This window comes from Glycomyces buryatensis, from assembly GCF_004912275.1.
Taxonomy (GTDB): domain Bacteria; phylum Actinomycetota; class Actinomycetes; order Mycobacteriales; family Micromonosporaceae; genus Glycomyces; species Glycomyces buryatensis.
Genome location: NZ_STGY01000071.1, coordinates 149797 through 170104 on the forward strand (window position 1 = coordinate 149797; position 20308 = coordinate 170104).

General features: G+C 69.2%; 18 protein-coding genes and 1 pseudogene. 9 read left to right on the plus strand and 10 right to left on the minus strand.

The features are described from left to right. Nucleotides 1-165 precede the first annotated feature (165 nt). A complete protein-coding gene (locus FAB82_RS21190; RefSeq protein WP_136536543.1) occupies nucleotides 166-993 on the plus strand; it encodes an aldo/keto reductase in 828 nt (275 codons plus the stop codon). Nucleotides 994-1071: 78 nt separating this feature from the next. Further along, nucleotides 1072-1764, plus strand: coding sequence for an alpha/beta hydrolase (locus FAB82_RS21195; protein WP_136536544.1), 693 nt, complete (start codon nucleotides 1072-1074; stop codon nucleotides 1762-1764). On the opposite strand, the gene FAB82_RS21200 is transcribed toward FAB82_RS21195, so the two are convergent. The 3 genes from FAB82_RS21200 to FAB82_RS21210 form a co-directional block, all read right to left on the minus strand. Beyond that, nucleotides 1755-2162 (minus strand): hypothetical protein, encoded by a 408-nt coding sequence (locus FAB82_RS21200; protein WP_136536545.1) that lies wholly within the window; start codon nucleotides 2160-2162, stop codon nucleotides 1755-1757. The two genes, FAB82_RS21195 and FAB82_RS21200, sit on opposite strands and share 10 nt — an antisense overlap. A 116-nt stretch (nucleotides 2163-2278) precedes the next feature. Next, on the minus strand, nucleotides 2279-2872 hold the full coding sequence (locus FAB82_RS21205; protein WP_211116740.1) for a response regulator: 594 nt from the start codon (nucleotides 2870-2872) through the stop codon (nucleotides 2279-2281). 64 nt (nucleotides 2873-2936) lie between these two features. Continuing rightward, on the minus strand, nucleotides 2937-4058 hold the full coding sequence (locus FAB82_RS21210; RefSeq protein ID WP_246039751.1) for a GAF domain-containing sensor histidine kinase: 1122 nt from the start codon (nucleotides 4056-4058) through the stop codon (nucleotides 2937-2939). A 122-nt stretch (nucleotides 4059-4180) separates the two neighbouring features. On the opposite strand from FAB82_RS21210, the gene FAB82_RS21215 reads away from it, so the two are divergent. The 3 genes from FAB82_RS21215 (at nucleotide 4181) to FAB82_RS21225 (ending at nucleotide 6384) form a co-directional block, all read left to right on the plus strand. After that, the gene (locus FAB82_RS21215) at nucleotides 4181-4897 is read left to right on the plus strand and encodes an SDR family NAD(P)-dependent oxidoreductase (RefSeq protein WP_136536546.1); all 717 of its coding nucleotides are present in this window, start codon (nucleotides 4181-4183) and stop codon (nucleotides 4895-4897) included. Next, nucleotides 4894-5904 carry an S-adenosylmethionine:tRNA ribosyltransferase-isomerase gene (locus FAB82_RS21220; RefSeq protein WP_136536547.1) on the plus strand — a complete coding sequence of 337 codons (1011 nt, stop codon included), beginning with the start codon at nucleotides 4894-4896 and terminating at the stop codon, nucleotides 5902-5904. The genes FAB82_RS21215 and FAB82_RS21220 overlap by 4 nt, the downstream gene beginning before the upstream one ends. Nucleotides 5905-5991: 87 nt before the next feature. Beyond that, entirely contained in the window at nucleotides 5992-6384 is a 393-nt protein-coding gene (locus FAB82_RS21225; protein ID WP_136536548.1) for a hypothetical protein, read from the plus strand. A gap of 389 nt (nucleotides 6385-6773) precedes the next feature. On the opposite strand, the gene FAB82_RS21235 is transcribed toward FAB82_RS21225, so the two are convergent. Together FAB82_RS21235 and FAB82_RS21240 are read right to left on the minus strand one after the other, a co-directional pair. After that, nucleotides 6774-7247, minus strand: a complete 474-nt coding sequence (locus FAB82_RS21235) for a hypothetical protein (RefSeq protein WP_136536550.1) — start codon at nucleotides 7245-7247, stop codon at nucleotides 6774-6776. Between the two features lie 61 nt (nucleotides 7248-7308). Further along, on the minus strand, nucleotides 7309-8145 hold the full coding sequence (locus FAB82_RS21240) for an SDR family oxidoreductase (RefSeq protein WP_136536551.1): 837 nt from the start codon (nucleotides 8143-8145) through the stop codon (nucleotides 7309-7311). 258 nt (nucleotides 8146-8403) lie between these two features. Between FAB82_RS21240 and FAB82_RS21245 the strand changes: the two genes are divergently transcribed. From FAB82_RS21245 to FAB82_RS28940, 3 genes and pseudogenes are all read left to right on the plus strand, one after another. After that, nucleotides 8404-9171: a response regulator transcription factor gene (locus FAB82_RS21245; protein WP_211116741.1), complete on the plus strand. Its 768-nt coding sequence runs from the start codon at nucleotides 8404-8406 to the stop codon at nucleotides 9169-9171. Next, nucleotides 9168-10583, plus strand: a complete 1416-nt coding sequence (locus FAB82_RS21250) for a sensor histidine kinase (RefSeq protein WP_136536552.1) — start codon at nucleotides 9168-9170, stop codon at nucleotides 10581-10583. Before FAB82_RS21245 ends, FAB82_RS21250 begins: the two co-directional genes overlap by 4 nt. Before the next feature lie 129 nt (nucleotides 10584-10712). Then, a pseudogene (locus tag FAB82_RS28940) lies at nucleotides 10713-10955 on the plus strand (low temperature requirement protein A); the annotation flags it as partial. A 198-nt stretch (nucleotides 10956-11153) separates the two neighbouring features. Here FAB82_RS28940 and FAB82_RS21260 read toward each other — a convergent pair. From FAB82_RS21260 to FAB82_RS21270, 3 genes are read right to left on the minus strand one after another with little or no spacing between them, the layout of a single operon-like run. Beyond that, on the minus strand, nucleotides 11154-11954 hold the full coding sequence (locus tag FAB82_RS21260) for an ABC transporter ATP-binding protein (RefSeq protein WP_246039753.1): 801 nt from the start codon (nucleotides 11952-11954) through the stop codon (nucleotides 11154-11156). Beyond that, nucleotides 11951-13012, minus strand: coding sequence for a FecCD family ABC transporter permease (locus tag FAB82_RS21265; RefSeq protein WP_136536591.1), 1062 nt, complete (start codon nucleotides 13010-13012; stop codon nucleotides 11951-11953). The genes FAB82_RS21260 and FAB82_RS21265 overlap by 4 nt, the downstream gene beginning before the upstream one ends. 5 nt (nucleotides 13013-13017) lie before the next feature. Then, the gene (locus tag FAB82_RS21270) at nucleotides 13018-14058 is read right to left on the minus strand and encodes a FecCD family ABC transporter permease (RefSeq protein ID WP_136536553.1); all 1041 of its coding nucleotides are present in this window, start codon (nucleotides 14056-14058) and stop codon (nucleotides 13018-13020) included. A gap of 161 nt (nucleotides 14059-14219) precedes the next feature. Here FAB82_RS21270 and FAB82_RS21275 point away from each other — a divergent pair, with 161 nt between their 5' ends. Next, the gene (locus FAB82_RS21275) at nucleotides 14220-15266 is read left to right on the plus strand and encodes an ABC transporter substrate-binding protein (protein WP_136536554.1); all 1047 of its coding nucleotides are present in this window, start codon (nucleotides 14220-14222) and stop codon (nucleotides 15264-15266) included. 94 nt (nucleotides 15267-15360) lie between these two features. On the opposite strand, the gene FAB82_RS21280 is transcribed toward FAB82_RS21275, so the two are convergent. Together FAB82_RS21280 and FAB82_RS21285 are read right to left on the minus strand one after the other, a co-directional pair. After that, on the minus strand, nucleotides 15361-17598 hold the full coding sequence (locus FAB82_RS21280) for a hypothetical protein (protein WP_136536555.1): 2238 nt from the start codon (nucleotides 17596-17598) through the stop codon (nucleotides 15361-15363). A gap of 235 nt (nucleotides 17599-17833) precedes the next feature. Next, nucleotides 17834-20164, minus strand: a complete 2331-nt coding sequence (locus FAB82_RS21285; RefSeq protein WP_136536556.1) for a rhamnogalacturonan lyase — start codon at nucleotides 20162-20164, stop codon at nucleotides 17834-17836. Between the last annotated feature and the right edge of the window lie 144 nt (nucleotides 20165-20308).

Genomic DNA, 20308 nt, shown 5'->3' on the forward strand with positions numbered 1-20308 from the left:
GTCGGACCCCGCGAGTAAACTTTTGCCTAGGGGCCCCCTTGGACTACCTGCTTCGGCGTGCCCTGCTTGCGATCACCCCGCGATCACCCCTGCGACAAATGCCGCACACACGGCGATGCCCTGCGGTTCTGGGCGATCCCGATACACCTGAGTACGCTCGAAATCATGAGCGAACTGAGCACATCGATGATCCTGTCCAGCGGCGTCGCGATTCCTCGCTACGGCTACGGCACATTCAAGATCGACGACGACGGCGCGCAGGCCGCCGTCGAGACCGCGCTCGAAACCGGCTACCGCCTCATCGACACCGCCGTCGGGTACCAGAACGAGGTCGGCGTCGGCCGCGCCATCGCCACCGGCGCCAAACGCGAGGAGGTCTTCCTGACCAGCAAGGTCTGGGACCACGGCCACGAGGACGTCCGCCGAAATCTCCAGGAATCCCTGGAGCGCTTGAACACCGAGTACCTCGACCTGTACCTCCTGCACTGGCCGCGCCCGTCCGTGGACAAATACGTCGAGTCCTGGCAGGCGCTGCTCGACGCCCGTTCCGAGGGGCTGATCCGGGCCGCGGGCGTGTCGAACTTCCTGCCCGAGCACCTCGATCGCCTTGAGGACGAGACCGGTGCCCTGCCCGAGCTCAACCAGGTCGAGCTCCACCCGTACTTCAGCCAGCCCGAGCTGCGGGACTACCACAATGAGCACGCCATCGCGACCGAGTCGTGGGGGCCGCTGGGACTGCGCTCCGGTTCGCTGTTCGAAGAGCCCGTCGTGCAGGTGATCGCCGAGGCCCATGGCAGGACTCCGGCGCAGGTCGTGCTGCGCTGGAACCTCCAGCGGGGCAACGTGGTCATCCCGAAGTCGGTCACGCCCGAGCGCATCCGCGAGAACTGGCAGGTGCTCGACTTCGAACTGACGCCGTCGGACCTGTCCCAGATCGACACCCTCGACACGGGCGAACGCCAGGGCGGCGACCCGCTCACCGTCGGCGGCTGAGCATCGTAGATTCCTCCACGGCCGCCGCATGCCCGAGGGCAATCGGCGGCCTGTGCTCTGGTGGGTGAGAATGTGCCGATGGACGATTGCCTGATCGCCTTGGTGCACAGCCCGCTGACGGGCCCGTCCGCCTGGGAACCGGTGGCCGCCTCGCTGCGAGAGCGCGGCTTCCGGGTCGTGGTGCCCGCATTCGGCGAGGTCTTCGCATCCGCGGGACCGTACTATCAGGCGGCGGCCGACGCGATCGGCGGCCGGATTCCACCCGGCATCCCGGTGGTCCTGGTGGCGCACAGCGGGGCGGGCGCACTGCTGCCGTCGATCGAGACGGCCGTTCCCGGGACGATCGGCGCGGTGTTCGTCGACGCGCTGCTGCCGCATCCCGGCCGGTCCTGGTTCGACACCGTTCCGCCCGAGTTTCGGGATCAGCTCCATGCCGTGGCCGAGCACGGGCGCCTGCCGAGGTGGAGCGACTGGTTCCCGCCGGAGACGATCGCCGAGCTCCTGCCGGATCCCGGCCAGCGCGAACGGTTCATCTCCGAGCTTCCGCGCCTACCGCTCTCCTATTTCGAGGAGGCCGCGCCCGATCCGCCGCGGTGGCCGGCGGGCTGGTGTGGGTACCTGCAACTCAGCGAGGCCTACGACGTCGAGGCCGCCGAGGCGGCGCGATCGGGCTGGTCGGTCGACCGTCTCGACGGTGACCACCTGTCGATCGCGACCCGCCCCGGCGACCTCGCCGAGTGCTTGGCGCGCATCGTCTTCGATCAGGAGTGAACGGGCACCGCACGTCGGCGGCGGGCCGCGGTGAGGGCGATCGAGCCGGCGGTGAGGGCGATCAGGACTCCCGCGATATTGACCGCCTGGCCCAGCATCGGGCCGCGGCCGGACTCGCCGGTGAGGTTGCCGATGCCGACCCCGCCGACGATGCCTTCGATGCTGAAGCCGATGACGTTGGACAGTCCGAGGAGCAGCGGGAAGAGCGCCGCCCAAGTCGATCGGCCCCTGGTCAGCACGAAGAACGCGAGCATGGTCGAGGTGATGAGCATGCCCGGGGGCGGGTAGATCGGGAATTCGACCCCGACGGCCCACAGGATCCCGATCCCGGAGGCGGCCAGGCCGAGTCCGGCGGCGGCGGTGATCTCGGGCTTGGTCCAGGCGGTCTTGGCGTTCATTGGGGGCTCCTTCGTCGGTTGCTTATGCCCCAATGTTCGAACGCGAAGGCACGCAGTCACCTCCGCGTCCGAACGCAAACCGGTCTACGCACTGCGACGTACACCCTTTGCGGGTCTCAGCCGATGCCGTGGCGGACCGCCCACAGGGCCGCCTGGGTTCGGTCGGCGGCGTCGATGCGGCGCAGGAGGTTGGTGACGTGGGTCTTGACGGTCTTCTCCGAGACGCCGAGGGCCCTGGCGATCTGGCGGTTGGTCTGGCCCTTGGCGATGAGGCCGAGGACCTGGCTTTCGCGCGGGGTCAGTTCCGGGGCGGCGGAGGCGGAGGTTCCGGACATGAGGCCTCGCAGCGCGGCCGGCGAGAGCAGGGCCTGTCCGGCGTGGACGGTGCGGATGGCGGCGGTGAGGGCGTCGGGGTCGATGTCCTTGTAGACGAATCCGGCGGCGCCCGCGGCGATGGCCGCCGGGACGCGTTCGACGTCGGTCGCGGACGTCAGGACGAGGACGCGCGGCGCGTCCTTCCCGAGGCGTTCGAGGACGCCCTGGCCGTCGAGGCCGGGCATCTTGAGGTCGAGGAGGACCACGTCGGGGCTCAGGGAGGCAATGGATTCGAGGGCTTCTTCGCCGCCGGAGGCCTCGCCGACGACCTGGAGGTCCGCTTCAAGTTCGAGGTAGGCGCGGAGGCCCTGGCGGACCACGGGGTGGTCGTCCACGAGAAGCAGTCGGATCGACCCACTTGCCTTCGTGTCATTCACCGTCGTGTCATTCACCGTTCTGTCATTCACGGTCGAGCTCCAAGGTCACTGTCGTGCCGGCGCCGGGGGCGGTCTCCACCAGCAGGTTGCCGCCGAGGGCCAGCGCCCGTTCGCGCATGGAGAGCAGGCCGAGGCCGCGGGTGGCGGCCTCGTCGGCTTCGAAGCCGGCGCCGTCGTCGACGACGGTGATGCGTTCGGCCTCGACGGTCACCTGGACGTGCCGGGCGCGGGCGTGGCGGAAGGCGTTGCCGAGGGCCTCTTGGACCAGGCGAAGCACTTCGACCTCGCCGTCGCGGGTCAGGTCGATCGGGGAGCGCACCTCGATGGCGACGTCGGTGTCGTGGAGCCGGTCGAGCAGGGCGACGTGGCGGCGCAGCGTCTCGACCAGGCCGTGGGTGTCCAGGTCGGCGGGGCGCAGCTCCACGATGACGCCGCGCAGTTCGGCGATCGCGTCGGCGGCCAGGGTCTCGACCTCCTCCAGCCGCCGGGCGGCCTCGTCGGGGTCGATGGCGACGAGCTTCGCCGCCGCGCGCGTCGAAAGCCGCAGCGAGAACAGCCGCTGCATGACCGCGTCGTGGAGTTCGCGGGCGAGCCGGTTGCGCTCCTCGACCACGGTCAGCTCGCGGCTGCGTTCGTACAGTCGCGCATTGGTGAGCGCGATGGCGGCGTGGGAGGCGATCAGCTCGATCAGCTCGGTGTCGGCCTCGGTGAAGCCGGGCCCGCCGAGATCGTTGGTGAGCACCACGATCCCCAGGGTCCGGTCGCCCTCGAGGATGGGGACGCCGAGGAGTGCGGCCATCGTCGGGTGGGCCTTGGGCCACCACTGGTGGCGCGGATCGTGGCGCAGGTCGTCCAGGCGGATCGGCTCGGTCTCGGTGAGGATCGCGGCGAGCATGCCGTGCTGGCGGGGCAGCGGCCCGATCTTCAGGCGCTGCTCCTCGCCGATGCCGTCGGTGATGAACTCCGCGAAGCCGCCGGCGTCGTCGGGGATGCCGATGGCGGCGTAGTCCGCGCCGACCAGGCGGCGCGCCGAGGACACGATCACCTCCAGCACCTGGTGCACGGACAGGTGACGGGTGATCGCACCGACCGCTGCCGACACTTCGTGCAGCAGGGCGGTGGGCTCGGATTGGGAGGCGGTCACCCCTACAACCTAGTCGAGGGAGCGCCCGCTCACCTCGTTCGCAGGTCTTAGGACCAGCGGACCGGGACCGACCGCGACCTCAGCCGGATGTGCGGAAGCGGCGGCGGCCATAGCGTGGGGCCATGGTTGACAACGAATCTCGCACCGCACTGATCACCGGGGCATCGGCCGGACTGGGCGAAGCCCTCGCCGAGCACCTCGCCGCCGACGGCTGGAACCTGATCCTCACCGCCCGCGGGGAAGAGCGCCTGGCGAAGACCGCCGAGCGGCTCGGAGCCGAATACCTGGCCGGGGACCTCGCCTGGGACGCCGCACACCGCGAACGGTTGGTCGCCTTGGCCCAAGACCGGATCGACCTGCTGGTCAACAATGCCTCGACGCTCGGCCAGTTGCCGCTGCCGACGCTGGACAAGGCGGACCTGTCGGTCTGGCCGGACGTGTTCGAACTGAACATGCGCGCCCCGATCCACCTGGCGCAGCTGGCGCTTCCGTCGCTGCGGCGGCGCCGGGGCGCGATCGTGAACATCACCTCCGACGCGGCCACCGGGCCGTATCCGACCTGGGGCGCTTACGGCGCTTCGAAGGCCGCCCTCGACCAGCTCTCGAACGTGCTCGCCGCCGAGGAACCTGACGTGCGCGTCTGGTCCCTCGACCCCGGCGAGATGCGCACGGCGATGCTCACCGCCGCCGTGGGCGAGGCCGATGCCGCCGAGGCCGGCGACCCCGCCGATTCGGCGGCCGCGATCGTCCGCCTCGTCGAGGCGCGGCCCGCGAGCGGCCGGTACGAGGCCAAGGCGTTCAAGGAAGGCTCGAACCCCCCGGAAGGCAGCAGAGAATGAGTACGACCTTGGTTTCCCCCTTCGGTTTCGCACTGGAGGCCGCTTTGGAGGCGAATCAGCCCGCCGAGGTCCGCGGCGCCTCGCGCTCGGACGTGCGGATGCTGGTGACCGACAAGGCGACCGGCCAGATCAGCCACCGCCACTTCGAGGACCTGCCGGCGCTCGTGCGCCCCGGCGACCTGCTCGTGGTGAACAACTCCACCACGCTGCCCGCGTCGGTACCCACGAAGCAGGGCTGGCGTGTCCACTTCTCCTCCACCCGGCCCGACGGCTCGTGGCTGGTGGAACTGCGCGACGGACAACGGCCCTACCTGGGCGAGGTCCCCGGACGCCAGGTCCATCTCGCCGGCGGCGTGGTGCTGGAACTCGAGGCGCGCTTCGGCAAGCGGCTGTGGGTGACCCGGCCGCCGCTCGCCTCGGTGCCGGACTACCTCGCGCGCTTCGGCAAGCCCATCCGCTACTCCTACGTCGACCGCGACTGGCCGGTCAGCGCCTACCAGACGGCGTTCGCTACCGTCCCCGGATCGGCCGAGATGCCCAGCGCGGCAAGGCCGTTCACGCCGGAGATCGTGACGCGGCTGGTCTCGGCCGGGATCGGGATCGCCCCGATCACCCTCCACACCGGGGTGGCCTCCCTGGAGAGCGACGAGGATCCGTACCCGGAGTGGTTCGAGGTCGGCGAGTACACCGCCCGCGCGGTGAACGCCGCCAAGGATTCCGGCGGTCGGGTGATCGCGGTGGGCACGACCGCCGTGCGCGCCTTGGAGAGCGCGGCCGACGGCGGCCGGGCGTTCGCCGCCTCTGGCCACACCGACCGGATCATCTCGCTCGACGACCCGCCGGTCGTCGTGGACGGGCTGCTGACCGGCCTCCACGAGCCGCGCTCGACGCACCTGGCGATGCTGGAGGCCCTGTGCGAGACCGAGCTGCTGCGCGAGTCCTACGAGGCGGCGATCGAGGCCCGCTATCTGTGGCACGAGTTCGGCGACGTGCACCTCATCGCGTGAGGTCTCCCGGCGGCCTCGGCGGACCGATATCTACGTCCGCCGAGGCCGCCGGGTATGTTTTGCCCCTGCTTTCAAAGGGGGATCCGCATGGCAGCCAGGAAGCCGCTCCTGCCCGACACTCCGGGGCTCGCAGTGGTCAGCGCGGTGCTCGCGCTGGCCGTGGCCGTGGTCGTCTTCATCGCCTCGATGCCCGGCGAGGAGCGCGTCCTGATGTACGAGGGCAGCGAGGTCTCCCCGTCCACCACGTGCGAGAGGGTGAACGCGGACGGCGAGACCGTCAGGGCCGCGTGCGTCGAGGTCGGGACCTACGAAGAGCGTGAGACCGGCTGGGGGGTGCCGGGAGTCGTCGCGGCGGTCGTCCTCGCCGGGCTCGCCGCCGTGGTCCTCTGCGCGCTCCCGGCCCAGATCCGGGAGCGCCGCCGCCGTGAGGCCCAGGCCCGCGAGTTCGCCACCGACGATGACGACCGGCAGGGCCGATAGTCAGTCCGTGTCCACCTGCGGATTGACCGTGTCCGCTCTTCAGTCGGTCGCCTTCGGGTGACCTGTCCCGGCGTAAGTGAGCCAAACGGTACGCCGGTCATCGTCGATGAGGTACCAGAGGCGTCCGCCGCCGGTTACCTCGTACTGCCAGCGCTCGCAGGCAGACCCTTTCCAGCTCGCTAGTCCGAGGTCCCCTTTCAGCTGGTGCTGTCGGCTGGGATTCGCACGGGAACGTGGGTCGGCCCGCAATTCTTCCCAAGCGCGCCGGAGATTCCCGGTTGCCTGCCGTTCCAGTTCCTCCCAGCCTTTGACAGCTGCCGAGTCGGCGAACCTCAGGTCGAATTCCATGTCGGTAGGCGGTGGTGCGACGCGGTCGCCTCGCTTCGGGCTCAAGCCGCCTCCTCAGGCGCGGAAATCGGGCCCAGGTCGCCCTCCGGCTCGGCCGTCAATCTGGTGTAGAGCTCGGGGTCGGCGTGAATCTCGGCCGAATGCCTCCACTGCTCAAGAAGCACCGCGATGGGGGCGAGATTGTGCAGCGATGCGGAGCCCTGTGCCACTTCGATCAGTTCCGACAGCATCTGGGCCCGATCGCGGTCGGGAAGGAACGTCGACCACGGAAGTGCTTCGGGGAGCACCCGGTAGATGGCGTCTGTGTCACCCCCGCGCGCGAGGCCTGCGAGCAACCGTGAGGTGAAATCGATGACCGTTGCGTCGCGGTCGGCCTGGTCCGCTCGACTCAGCGCGAGATCGGCAGAGCCTCTGCGGCGAAGCACGATCGAGCGAACCGTTTCGAGACGGGCAGCGGTCGCCGCGGGATGGTGCAGGAAATCTGAAAACGGCAAATCCTCATATGGCGCGGGCATACTTCCACACTACCGTGGAGGTATGCCCGCGCGCAAGATTCTTGCTCAGCGTGCCCGCTGATCAGTCCACGTAGATGTCGGGCTGGAATTCGGTCTGGCCCGGCTTCACCGCATACTCGGACAGGTCGGTAATGCCTTCCGCCGCAAGGACGTCCTCGACCATGACCGCATTGCCGGTATAGGTGTTCGGGTCCTTGGTCAGGATCGCCAGCGCGGCATCGGCGACGATCTCCGGCTTGCGGGAGCGGTCGAGCATGGGCTGGCCGCCGAGCGCGAACTCGACGGCGGCGGTGGCGATGGTCGTCTTGGGCCACAGGCAGTTGGCGGCCACGCCCGGCTCGGAATTGGCCGCGCCGAGGGTCATGATCGTCATGCCGTACTTGGTGGCGGTGTAGGGGCCGCCGTCGAACCACTTCGCATCGGTGTTCAGCGGCGGGGCGATGGTGAGCAGGTGCGCGTGCTCGGACTCGCGCAGGTGCGGGAGCGCGGCCGAGAGGGTCGCGAAGGTGCCGCGCAGGTTGACCTGGCTGATGAGGTCGAAACGCTTGAGGCTCATCTCCCCGACGGGGGTGAGGTCGAGCGCGGAGGCGTTGTTGACGCAGATGTCGAGCCCGCCGAATTCGGCCGCGGCCCGGTCGACGGCGGCCGTGACGGCTTCGGCGTCGCGCAGGTCCCCGACGATTGGGAGGGCCTGACCGCCGGCGGCCTCGATCTGGGCGGCGGTCTCGTAGACGGTGCCGGGCAGTTTCGGGTGCGGCTCACCGGTCTTGGCGAACAGCGCCACTTTGGCCCCGGCGGCGCCCAGCGCGACGGCGATGGCCGCGCCGATGCCCCGGCTGGCGCCGGTGACGAAGGCGGCCCGTCCGGTGAGGGGTCGGTCGTTGACGGCTGGCTCCATTGCCTTACCTCCAGGTTGATCGACGCACGCGTTTGCGCGTCCGGTCGATTCGCACTCTTACTACTAACGGGTAACTTACAGGTTCGAAGCGACCGGCGCCACCCCGCCACGCCCTCTCCAGATTCGGAGCTGAACGGCAGCTGAGAGCCGCCCCAGAACTGGAGTGGAAACGGTCGCGAAGCCTTTCACATGCGCATCGCCTGAAATAGGCTGACCGGGCAACCTCAATCGTGTCTCACCAATACCTAGGAGCGGCGGATGTCTTCGACCAGTGGGCCAGCCGGGGCCGTACCTCCCGCCGTGCCGCTCCGGCCCGACGGGTCTCCCGCCCGGCTGCTGGTCGTGGACGACGAGGAGAGCCTGGCGGACCTGTTGGTCGAGGCGCTCTCCTTCCAGGGCTATGAGGTCGCCGCGGCCCGCTCGGGAACCGAGGCGCTCGCGTCGGTCGACTCCTCGCGGCCCGACCTGATCATCCTCGACGTCAATATGCCGGGCCTGGACGGTTTCGGCGTCGCCGACCGCCTGCGCGCCACCGGCGACCAGGTCCCGATCATCTTTCTGACCGCCCGCACCGCGCCCGACGACCTGCGCGAGGGCTTCGGCTCCGGCGGCGACGACTACCTCATGAAGCCGTTCCGGCTCGAAGAGCTCAGCTTGCGCGTCTCGGCGGTGCTGCGCCGCTCGCTGGGCAGCACCCCCTCGGCGGCGAAGGCCGACGACACCGTCTCGGTCGCCGACCTCATCATGGACCTGTCCGCGCACCAGGTCTCGCGCGGCGGCAAGACGATCGACCTGTCCCCCACCGAGTTCCGCCTGCTGCGCTACCTGGCCGCGAACGCCGGCCGAGTGGTGTCCAAGCAGGAACTGCTCAAGCAGGTCTGGGGCTACGACTTCGACACCGAGTCGAGCCTGGCCGAGACCTACGTGTTCTATCTGCGCCGCAAGCTCGACAAGCTCGGGCCGCGACTGATCCACACCGTGCGAGGGGTCGGCTACATGCTGCGCCCGCCGCAGGGGCAACCGTGACGATCCGCACCAAGATGGCCGCGGCGATGGCGATCCTGCTCATCGTCGCCGTCGCGATCATCGGCCTGGTGACCGTGCAGATCGTCTCGGACAAGCTCACCGGGCAGGTGGACGAGCAGATCACGCGCATCGCCGACCCCCAGAACCTGGACGCCTGGGTCCAGAACGCCCAGCATTTTGAAGACGACTCCGAGCAGGCGATGCCGAGCCCGTTCCAGGAATACTCGCTCATGGTGTTCAACAGCGACGGCGAGCTGTCCTTCAAGCAGCAGGCCGGCAGCCCGGACGACTACGATCCACTCCCGGCCATCGCCTCCTCCCCTGCGACCGACGAGTACTTCAACGTCAAGGCCACCGACGGCTCCATCACCTACCGCGCCCTTGCCCGCGAGTACGAGGTCAAGCTCTCCTCCGGCGAGACTCCGACCTACACCTTCGTGGTGGCCACCCCGCTGACCGAGGTCCACGAGTCGATCGCCACCCTCACCAAGACCGTCGTCTTCACCGGGATCGCGGTGGCGTTCATGGGCATCAGCGCGGCCCTGGTCATCACCCGCCGCGGACTGCGCCCGGTCGACCACATGGTCGCCGACGCCGAATACGTCGCCGCGGGCAACCTCGCCCACCGCATCACCCCGGCCGACCCGCGCACCGAAATGGGCCGACTCTCCTTGGCGCTCAACCGCATGGTCTCGCGTCTGGCCGAGGCGATCGGCGCGAGGGACCGCCAGCACGAGCGGCTGCGCCAGTTCGTCGCCGACGCCGGCCACGAACTGCGCACCCCATTGACCGCCATCGGCGGCTACGTCCAGCTGTACCAGTCCGGCGTGGCCGCGGAGGGCGAGAAGCTCGACCGGGCCATGGACCGGATCGGCAGCGAGAACGCCCGCCTCGCCAAACTCGTGGACGACCTCATGGTCCTCTCGCGTTTGGACGAAGAGGTCGGCGGCGACCGCGAACTGGTCGAGCTGAGCCAGCTCGCCCGCGACGCCGTCGACGACTCCGAGGTCGCCGACCCCGACCACCCCGTCGAGCTCGTCGCCGCCGGGGAGGCCACCGTCGTCGCCAACGAAGGCCAGCTGCGGCAGGTCCTGGTCAACCTGCTCACCAACGCCCGCGTCCACACCCCCGCCGGGACCCGCATCGACGTCTCGGTCGTCACCGAGAACACCTGGGCGGTAATACGAATCGCCGACCAGGGGCCGGGTATCCCCGAGGAGCACCGCCAGAAGGTCTTCGACCGCTTCTACCGCGCCGACCCGTCGCGCTCGCGCGCCACCGGCGGATCCGGCCTGGGGCTGTCCATCGTGACCTCCATCGTGGCCCGCCACGGCGGCGAACTCCGCCTGTACAGCAGCGAAGGCGAAGGCACCACAGTCGAGGTTCGCATCCCCAAGGCTCAGCTCGAATAGCGTTCCGAGTTACGCGAGTTGATATGACGCGTGCTCGCGAATAAGCTTCCCCACTGGTTCGTCGAACGGATCAAGCCCACGAAGGACGAGGCCGCGTTCGAGCACGGCAGCGTGTGGCTCGCCGTCGGCATGCTCATCGTCGTGGTCGTCCACGGCCTCATGTACGTCCAGGCCACGGCCGCGTTCGGCCCGATCTTCCTGGCGAACCTCGCCGCCGTCGGCGCCGTCTTCGGCGCCCAGTTCGCGGACGGCATCTGGCGCTACGCGCTGTGGGCGCTGGCCGCCGCCATCGTGTGGTCGGTCCCGATCTTCCACAGCCAGCGCGGACTCACGCTCCATCCGGCGCACATCACCGAGCGGCACGGCCTGGTCGTCATCGTCGCGCTCGGCGAATCGGTCGTGGCCATCTGCGTGGGTGCGCGGCGCCATGGCACTCGTCTTGATAGGCGGGTTGGCGTTGGAGCACCGCGGCGCTGCGAAGGGCGACGCGGGCAGTGCGCCCGAGGCCGCCGTGGTCAGTGCAGCGCCTTCGCCCGAGTTACAGCTCCCTCGAGCCGGCCTTCGACTGAGCTACAGATCCCTCGGGCCAGCCCTCGGAATTACGAGAGGAGTCCCGGTCTCGGGGTCGTCGATGATGCGGCAGGGCAGGTCGAAGATCTTCTCGACGGTCGCCGCGGTCAGGATCTCGACCGGGGCGCCTTCGGCGACGATCGCGCCGTCGCGCATCGCGATCAGGTGGGTCGCATAGCGGGCGGCCTGGTTCAGGTCGTGCAGCACCGCAACGAGAGTCTGGCCCTCGCGGTGAAGCTTGGCGCACAGGTCGAGGACCTCGATCTGGTGCGTGATGTCCAAGTAGGTGGTCGGCTCGTCCAGCAGCAGCAGCGGGGTCTGCTGGGCCAGGACCATCGCGATCCACACCCGCTGGCGCTGGCCGCCGGAGAGCTCGTCCACGCCGCGCGAGGCGAGCTCCGTGACGTCGGTGGCCGCCATGGCCTCGGCCACGACCTTCTCGTCCTCGGCCGACCACTGCCGCAGGATGCCCTGGTGGGGGTAGCGGCCGCGGGCGACGAGGTCGGCGACGGTGATGCCGTCGGGCGCGATCGGCGACTGCGGCAGGAGCCCGAGACGGCGGGCCACGGCGCGAGTCGGCTGGGAATGGATGTCCTTGCCGTCGAGGAGGACCTGCCCGGCCGAGGGCTTGAGCATGCGCGCCAAGGCCTTCAGCAGGGTCGACTTGCCGCAGGCGTTGGGGCCCAGGATGACCGTGAACTCCCCCTCGGGGATGTCCACGTCGAGGCCCTCGCTGATGGCGACGCGCCCGTATCCGAGCGTGGCGTTCCGGGCCGCCAACGGGCTCAGCGAGTCGGTCACGGCATGACCCCCTTCTTGCGTTGTGTGACCAGCAGCCACATGAGATAGATGCCGCCGACGACGCCGGTGACGACGCCCGTCGGCAGTTGCCGCTCGCCGATGCCGACGATGGCGGCGGCGTCGGCGGCGGTGACGATGAGCGCGCCGACCAGAGCGGCGCACAGGAAGCTCCGCGAGGAGCCGGTGAGGCGGGCGGCGATGTGCGGGGCGGCCAAGGCGACGAAAGCGAGCGGCCCGGCGACGGCGACGCCGCCGGCGGTCACGACCGAGGCGGTGATGAGCGCCGCGACCTGGACGCCGTTGACCTTGACTCCGAGCGCGGTGGCGGTCGCGTCGCCCAGGCGCAGCGCGTCGAGTCCGCGGACCAGGATGCAGGTGGCGATGGTCCCGGCGGCCAGGACGGCGGCGACGGCACCGGCCTGGTCCCAGTCGCGGCCTGACAGGTCGCCGGTGAGCCAGTAGACGGCGCGGAAGGCGTCGATCGTGTTGGTACGGGTGAGCAGGTAGCCGTTGATGCCGGCGAGGATCGCCGCGACGCCGATGCCGACCAGGACCAGCCGATAGCCGGACGGGTCGCCGCCCCTGGTGAGCAGGTAGATCGTCAGGCCCGTGCCGAGGGCGCCGAGCGCGGCGAAGGCGGACGTGGTCGCCAGCGAGCCGCCGAGCAGGATGAGCGAGAGCAGCGCGCCCGTGGTGGCGCCCTGGGTGAGTCCGAGGATGTCGGGGCTGCCGAGCGGATTGCGCGACAGGGTCTGGAAGAGGACCCCGGCCAGGCCGAGGCAGGCGCCGACGCAGATGCCCGTGACGAGTCGCGGCAGGCGGACGGTCCAGACGATGAACTCGTCGGCGGTGGTCCCGTTCATGGTGAGGGCGGCCCAGAGCCGGTCGAAGCCCATCGCGAAGCTGCCGGTGGAGGCCGCCCAGAAGGCGATGGCGAGTAGGACTAGCAGGGTGCCGCCGATGGCCGCGGCGGTGCGGCGGCGCAGGCGCACCGAGTAGTCGCCGAAGCGGATGACCGGCGCCTTGCGGTCACTCGCATCCACCTGGACGCGGGTCATGGTGCTCACAGGCTGGCGACCCTTCTGCGCGAGATCAGGTACAGGAAGAACGGTCCGCCCGCGACGGCGCAGACGATGCCGACCTGGACTTCGGCGGGACGCGCGATGACGCGGCCGAGCACGTCGGCGGCCAGGAGGAAGGCCGCCCCGGTGAGCGCCGAATACGGCAGGACCCAGTTCTGGTCCGGCCCGGTGAAGGCCCGGACCACATGCGGGACGACCAGTCCGACGAACACGATTGGCCCGCAGACGGCGGTGGCGGTCCCGGCCAGGACGGTAATGGCGGCGATCCCGGCGACTCGCAGCACCCGCGGGTCGACGCCGAGGCCGGTGGCGGTGGCGTCGCCGAGCGCGAGGGCGTTGAGCGGACGGGCCAGCACCAGACCGGCGATGGCGGCGACCGCGATGAGGATGACGACCGGCAGCACCGGCGTGGTCGGGGCGTTGACCAGCGAGCCGACCGACCAGAACCGCATCTGCTCCAGCGTGGCCGCGTCGAGGATCTGCACGGCCGAGACATAGGCGTACCCGGCGGCGGTGACGGCGGCCCCCGCCAGCGCGAGGCGGGCCGGAGTGGCGGAGGCGGCCCCGGCGATGAGGTAGCAGCCGACGGCGGCGATCGCGGCTCCCGCGAAGGCGAAGCCGATGGTCTGGGTGAAGCTGGCGAAGCCGAAGAAGTAGGCGGCGGTGACCACGGCGGCGGCGGCCCCGGTGTTGACGCCGAGGAGGCCGGGGTCGGCGAGGGGGTTGCGGGTCATGGCCTGCATGAGGGCCCCGGCGAGTCCGAGGGCGGCGCCTGCGGCGAGGCCGAGCGCGGTGCGCGGCAGGCGCATCTGGGTGACGACGGTGTGCGCGTCGGAGGCGGGGTCGGTCAGTCCGGTCCACACCTCGCCCAGGCCCATCGCGCGGGATCCGACGGCGATGCTGAGGACCGCGAGGACGGCGATGACGCCGGCGAGGACGAGGAGTCCCCAGGCGCGGCGGGAGGTGGGCCGGGCGCCGTCGGTTGCCGCTGGCGCGGGCGCGACGGGAGAAACGGTGGTCAAGTCGTGGCTCCGGGGGACGGACTGTTAATTCGCTTAGGCTAACCTAACCAATTGAGTGGCTGACGACACGTCCCGCTCGCGGACCACTGCCCCATTCTTTGCTTAGGCTAGCCTAATTCAAGCCCCGTTCAGTCCGTCAACCCTTCCTGAAGGAGTAATCAATGGCTTTCGATGCCGACAAGGTCAGGATCGCCCGCCGCGGCCTGCTCGCCGGGGGCGGCGCCCTCGGCCTGACCGGTGCGCTGGCCGCCTGCGGCGCCGGCGAAGACGGCGACGACGCCTCGGGCGACGCGCCCGAGGGCCCCTGGTCGTTCGCCGACGACGCCGGGGAGACCGTCGAACTCGACGCGGTCCCCACCAAGATCGTCGCCTTCACCGGCATGGCCGCGGCCCTGTACGACTTCGGCATCGAGGTGGCCGGGGTCTTCGGCCCCACCACCAATGAGGACGGCTCCCCCACCAGCCAGGCCGGCGATCTCCCGGTCGACGATCTCACGGTCATTGGAAACGCCTACGGCGAGTTCGACATCGAGGCCTATGCGGGCATCGGCCCCGAGGTGCTGATGACGCACTACTACGTCGACCCGGCCGCCTTGTGGTACGTGCCCGAGGAGAGCGCCGACCAGGTCAAGGAGCTCGCCCCCGTGGTCCTGCTCAGCGCCGACGACGCCGAGCGGACCAACACCCTGGACGACATCATCGTCCGCCACTCCGAGCTGGCCGCGTCCCTCGGCGCGGACCTGGAATCGGAGACCAACGCGGCCAACAAGGAGCGCTACGACGCCGCCGTGGAGGCCCTGAAGACGGCCGCCGCCGACAATCCGGTGACCGTGCTCGCCTGCTCCGCCGCCGCCGAGATCTTCTATGCCTCCAGCGCCGACGCCAATAACGACCTGCGCTTCTTCCAGGAGCTCGGCGTCCAGTTCATCGCCCCGGACGCGCTCGACGAGGCCACCGGCAGCTACTACGAGAACCTCTCGTGGGAGAACGCCGACAAGTACGCCGCCGACGTCCTCTTCCTCGACTCGCGCGTCCAGGCCCTCCAGCCCGACGCGCTCACCGAGTTCCCGACCTGGAACGCCCTCCCGGCGGTCGAGGCCGGACAGGTCGTCGGCTGGGAGGCCGAGCCGATGTACTCCTACGGTCTCGCCGCCGCCTCCATCGAGGCCCTGGCCGAGGCGATCGCGAGCGCCAAGAAGGTCGCTTAGCCAAGACCTGCAATTGAATGCAGAGTGAGAAAGGGGCGGGCCCGCGGGCCCGCCCCTTTCTCGTCGTCCTGAGTGAAGACGCTCGCCGCAGCGGCTACTTCACTTTGATGGTCACGACCTCGGGGTCGTGGTCGGAGACGCCGTAGGCGCCGTAGGCGGGCTCCTCACCGAAGCCGGTGGCGTCGGCCGGGTAGTCGGAGTTGATGTGGGCGCTGGTCGCGTCCTGCACCTTCTTCAGCATCGACGGCGAGGCCCACATCTGGTCGAGGGTCTGCGCCTGCCCGACGTAGGTGTAGGAGTAGGCCGCCTCGGGGTGGTCCTCCAGCATCACGTCGTAGAGGCTGCACATGCCCGAGTCCTCGTACATGGCGGCGAGCTGGTCGGAGGGTCCGACCCAGTCACCGGAGATCTTCTGGCCCTCGGCGAACGGGTCGTCGGGGCGCGGGAAGACGTTGAAGTCGCCGCCGGCGAGGATCTTCGCGTGCTTGTTCTCGTCCAGAATGGCGCTGGTGACGGCGGCCAGGTAGGCGGCCTGCTCCGTGCGGTGCAGCACCCGGGTGTTCGGGCTCGACGAGAAGTGGTTGTTGACCAGGTAGATCTCGGTGGTCTTGCCACGACCGGCGGCGATCTCGAACTTCGCGACCTGGGTGGGGCGCGAGTACACGTCGAAACCGTTGCAGGCGAATACGCCCGAGGAGGTGCACTTGTCGAGCACGTCCTGCGGCAGGGAGGCGTTGAGCGCCTTCGGGTTCTCGACGTCGGCGTTGATCGCGTCGGCTTCGGTGTCGTAGTCGACGGCCGGGTCGGCGCCGAGCACCACGTCGTCGGCGTCGGCCTCGGCCAGCGTGGACTGGTCGGCCTGGTACAGGTAGCCGGTCATGATGCCGCGGGTGTCGGCCGAGTCGAGATCACCTGCGGCCGTGTAGGTCGGGCCGCCGTATTCGGCGATGACGAGCGCGAGCTCCTGGAGCGAGTCGGGCTGGCCGTCGGACGATGCGTTGGCGTCGCCGGTGTTCTCCAGGTCGCACACGAGGCGGTCGGCGCCGAGCTCGGCGCCCGAGTTCCAGTCGGGGTTGACCGAGCAGACGTCCTGGGCCTCGCCCTCCTGGGTCATGACGATGACGGGGCTGTGCAGGTCGTCCACGATCTGCTGGGCCTCGCGCTCCATGCGTTGCTGGTACTCCTCATAGGAGGACGGGACGTAGTCGAAGGGCGGGTCGACATTGCCCTCGGGGTCCTCGGCGTCCACACAGCCGGCGTCGGAGGCGTCGTCGCACTCGGAGTTCGGGTTGTCGCGGGTGTCGTAGAGGTTCTCGATGTTGTACGAGGCGATGCCCGCCTCTCCCCTGCCGGGTTCCTCGACGGGGTGGTTCTCGGACGGGTCGAGGCCCTCCTCGAGTTCCAGGTCCTGGGCGACCTCGACGGCGTACTTGCCGAAGGACAGGTACACACCGCCGGTGGTGGCCTCGGAGATGACGTCGTAGGTCTTGGCGGGGGCGATGACCGAGTCCACGGTGCCCTCGGTGGCGCGAATGCCCAGGTCGCCGATGACGAACAGGTAGCCGTTGCCGTCGTCGAAGGTCGCCGGGTCGGTGTCGAGCGGGTGCGCATCGCGGTACGGGCGGGCGGCGTAGCCGTCCTGCTGGGCCGCTTCGGCATCGCCGCGCATGGCCCAGACCTCGCCGCCGGACGAGTAGACGTCGCGCCCGGCGGTCACGACCGAGTTGGCCGGGACGGTCATCTGCATGCCGAGGTGGCGACGGAAGTAGACGGTGGAGGCGGCGGCCTGGTCGGGCGGGGCGATCTCGACGTTCTCGACGGCCTCGGCCGGGTCCAGCCCGGTCTCGACCACGTCATAGACGAACGCGGAGGAGCCGCTGAACTGGATATTGCCGAAGTAGGCGCCGACCTTGGCGTGCAGGACGATCTCGTCGCCGACGGTCACGTCCCAGTTCGCGCCGAGCTCATCGGCCGCGGGCGAGCCGGTCTCGGTGCGGAGGGTGTCGTAGTTGCCGTTGTAGACGAAGATGCCGTCCGAGGAGTTCGGGTCGCCGTCGGTGGCGTCGGTCTTCTCCTGGAGGAAGAAGCCCTTGGCGCCGCTCGGGTCCAGGGTCACCTGGGTGACCACGCCCTGGACGGCCACGGTCTGGTTCGCCAGCGGTGAGGGGAAGCTGGTGGCGCCGTCGGCGATCGAGCCCTGGACCTCGCCGATGTGGACGTCCGCGTAGTCGGCGGCGTAGGCGAGGGAGGAGAAGGTGAAGCCTGCCGCTCCAATGATCGCGACGCCTGCCGCGGCCGCGGCGATGCGGGCTCGCCGTCTGAGGGAATGCACGGGGATGCTCCAATGCTGTTGTCTGATCGCGTTCATGGGCCGCGAACGGCGCCATGAGGAGAGATGGATTCACCTTCACTCAAGCGCAAAGAAGGGTCCGACGCAAGACCTGAAAGTGAATTCCTCGTATCATCCCATGTCTGTGCTGCCGGGCCCTGACCGTACGGGGGCAACGGCGAAGACGGGGCGCCCTTTCGGACGCCCCGCCAACGGGATTCAGTTGTCGATCAACCGTCTATCGCGGGTCCTTGCACTCGGGAGCGTGGAATTCCGGCACCGGGACGTTCGCGAAGTCGGTGTCGGAGGCCAGGTAGAAGCCCGGGTACTGCGGCTGGTTGTAGGCGGTCTGCTGCGTCGCCACGCCGACCCGGTACTGCGGGTCGTGCATGAGCGTGTAGAGCTTGCGGTCGGTGACCTCGGTGGACAGGTAGATCCGCAGGGCGCTGCTGTCCTCGGTGCGCAGCAGCAGTTCCTCGCGCCAGTCGCCGAAGACGTCGGCGACCAGGCCGGGGTTGCCCTTGGTGTAGTTGTTCGTGTAGGTCCCCTCGGCCGTGAGAACCGTGCCGTCGGTCCAGTCCACGATCTTCGGCGTATCCGGCGTCTCGGTGTTCATGCCGGTGACGACCTGGGTCGTCCCGTCGGCGGCCCAGCGGATGCTCATATTGTTGCCCGGAGCCGTGACCGGGATCGGCTCACCGGTGACGGTGAACAGCCCGTTGGCCGAGCCGTCCTGGTTGGGCGGCATGCCGGCCCAGGCCTCCAGTCCGGGGATGGCGGGGTCGATGTCGCCGACCATGCCGCGTCCGGTGTCGCGGCCGGTATAGCCGCCCCACAGGACCTCGCCGGTCTCGGCGTCGCGCATGGCGTAGCCGTACGGCGCCCACCTGCCGCCCTCGAAGACCCCGAAGATCTCCAGGCCTTCGCGGTCCGGATCGAAGTCGCCGACATGCTCGGCATCGCCGTGCCCGAGCTTCGCCTCGGCGCCCGGATTGGCCGAGCCCTCGGGCATCGTGTCGTACGAGGAGTACAGCAGCGAGCCGTCGTGGTCCAGGGTGGCTCCGCCGTAGACGATCTCCTGCTTGCCGTCGCCATCGACGTCGGCGGTGCTCATCGAGTGGTCGCCCTGGGTGGTCAGCGTGCCCCACTCCGGGTCGGGTCCTTCGACGCCGTGCGGGCCGTCGTTGAAGGGGTTCGACATGGGCGCGTGGCCCGAATCGGCCAGCCAGCGCTGCTTGAGGTGCCTGCCGTTCCAGTCGTAGGCGGCGATCGTGGTGCGCGTGTAGTACCCGCGCGAGAAGATCGCCGACGGGTGCTCGCCGTCCAGATAGGCCACAGAGGACAAGAATCGGTCGACCCGGTTGCCCGGCTCGATGCGCGACATGGCGTAGTCGCCCCACAGGAGGCCGTCGTCGCCGCGCTCGACCGGGAAGTCGACGGTGTCCATCTCCAGGCCGGTCGTCCCATCGAAGACGCTCAGGTACTCCGGGCCGCTGAGGATGAAGCCCTCGAAGGCCCGCAGCTGGTTGCGCGAGGAACGCGCGGGGGCATAGACGTCGATGAAGTAGTCGGCGAGGGTCTCCGCGTCCTCCTGCGACAAGGGATAGGAGAAGTCGAACTGGTCATCGGCCCCGAGCGCCGATTCGATGGTGGCGGGCCAGTTCCCGGCCACGACCTCCTCGTGTTCGGACCAGCCCATGAACATGCCGACCAGGTGGTCGTAGTAGCCGGAGGCGGAGAGCCGGTAGTCGTCCTGGTGGGTCACACCATTCCGGACATCCCTCCGGGGGAGGTCGATGTACCGCTCCTTGTCCTTCACATAGGAGGTCGTCTTGGTGCCGGGCGCGGTCTTCATCATGACCTCGGAGACGCCGTCGCCATCGAAGTCGTACACGTCGAACTGGGTGTAGTGCGCACCCGAGCGGATGTTCACCCCCAGGTCGATGCGCCACAGCTGCTCGCCGGACTGGGTGTAGGCGTCGAGATAGGTATTGCCGGTGTAACCGACCTGCGAGACGTCCTTGGAGTTCGTGGGGTCCCACTTGACGACGTACTCGTACTTCCCGTCGCCGGTGAGGTCACCGACACTCACATCGTTGGCGCGGTACTCATAAGCCTCCCCGGCGGGGGTGGTCCCGCCCGCGGGCTTGGACAGCGGCACATCGAGGTAGTTCTCGGACCAGGGCGTGACGGTGACGCCCTTGCCCTTCTCTTTGCCGTTGACGACGCGAACGACCTTGTACTCGGCCTCCGCAACACCCGCAGTATCGAGGTAGTTGGTGCTGTCCGAAACGGTGGAGAGCAACTCTCCGTCTCGGTAGACATTGAAATCGGTCCCGGTGAGACCTGAATCGTTATAACCGGACACTTCATCAGCAAGCAGGCGCCAGCTGAGGAACACACCGTCATCGGTGACGGCCGCGACCAGGCCGCGGTCGAGGTTCTCGAGCTGGACACCATCGCTGCCGTGCCGCGATTCGGCCTGAGCCGCAACGGCAATGCCGGTCCCGGCCACCACGCTGGCCAGTGATACCGCCACGATCCGGCGGAACTTAGGGGGTGAATTCATTCAAGGGGCTCCTTGCGATTCGAACGAGACCAGCCGGAACGCGCCAGACCTGAGCGAGGGGACCGCGAACCCGATCTCAATTGAAACGATTTAACGAATCGAAGGCTATCGACGTTTCCATCCCATGTCAACACCACGACGCCC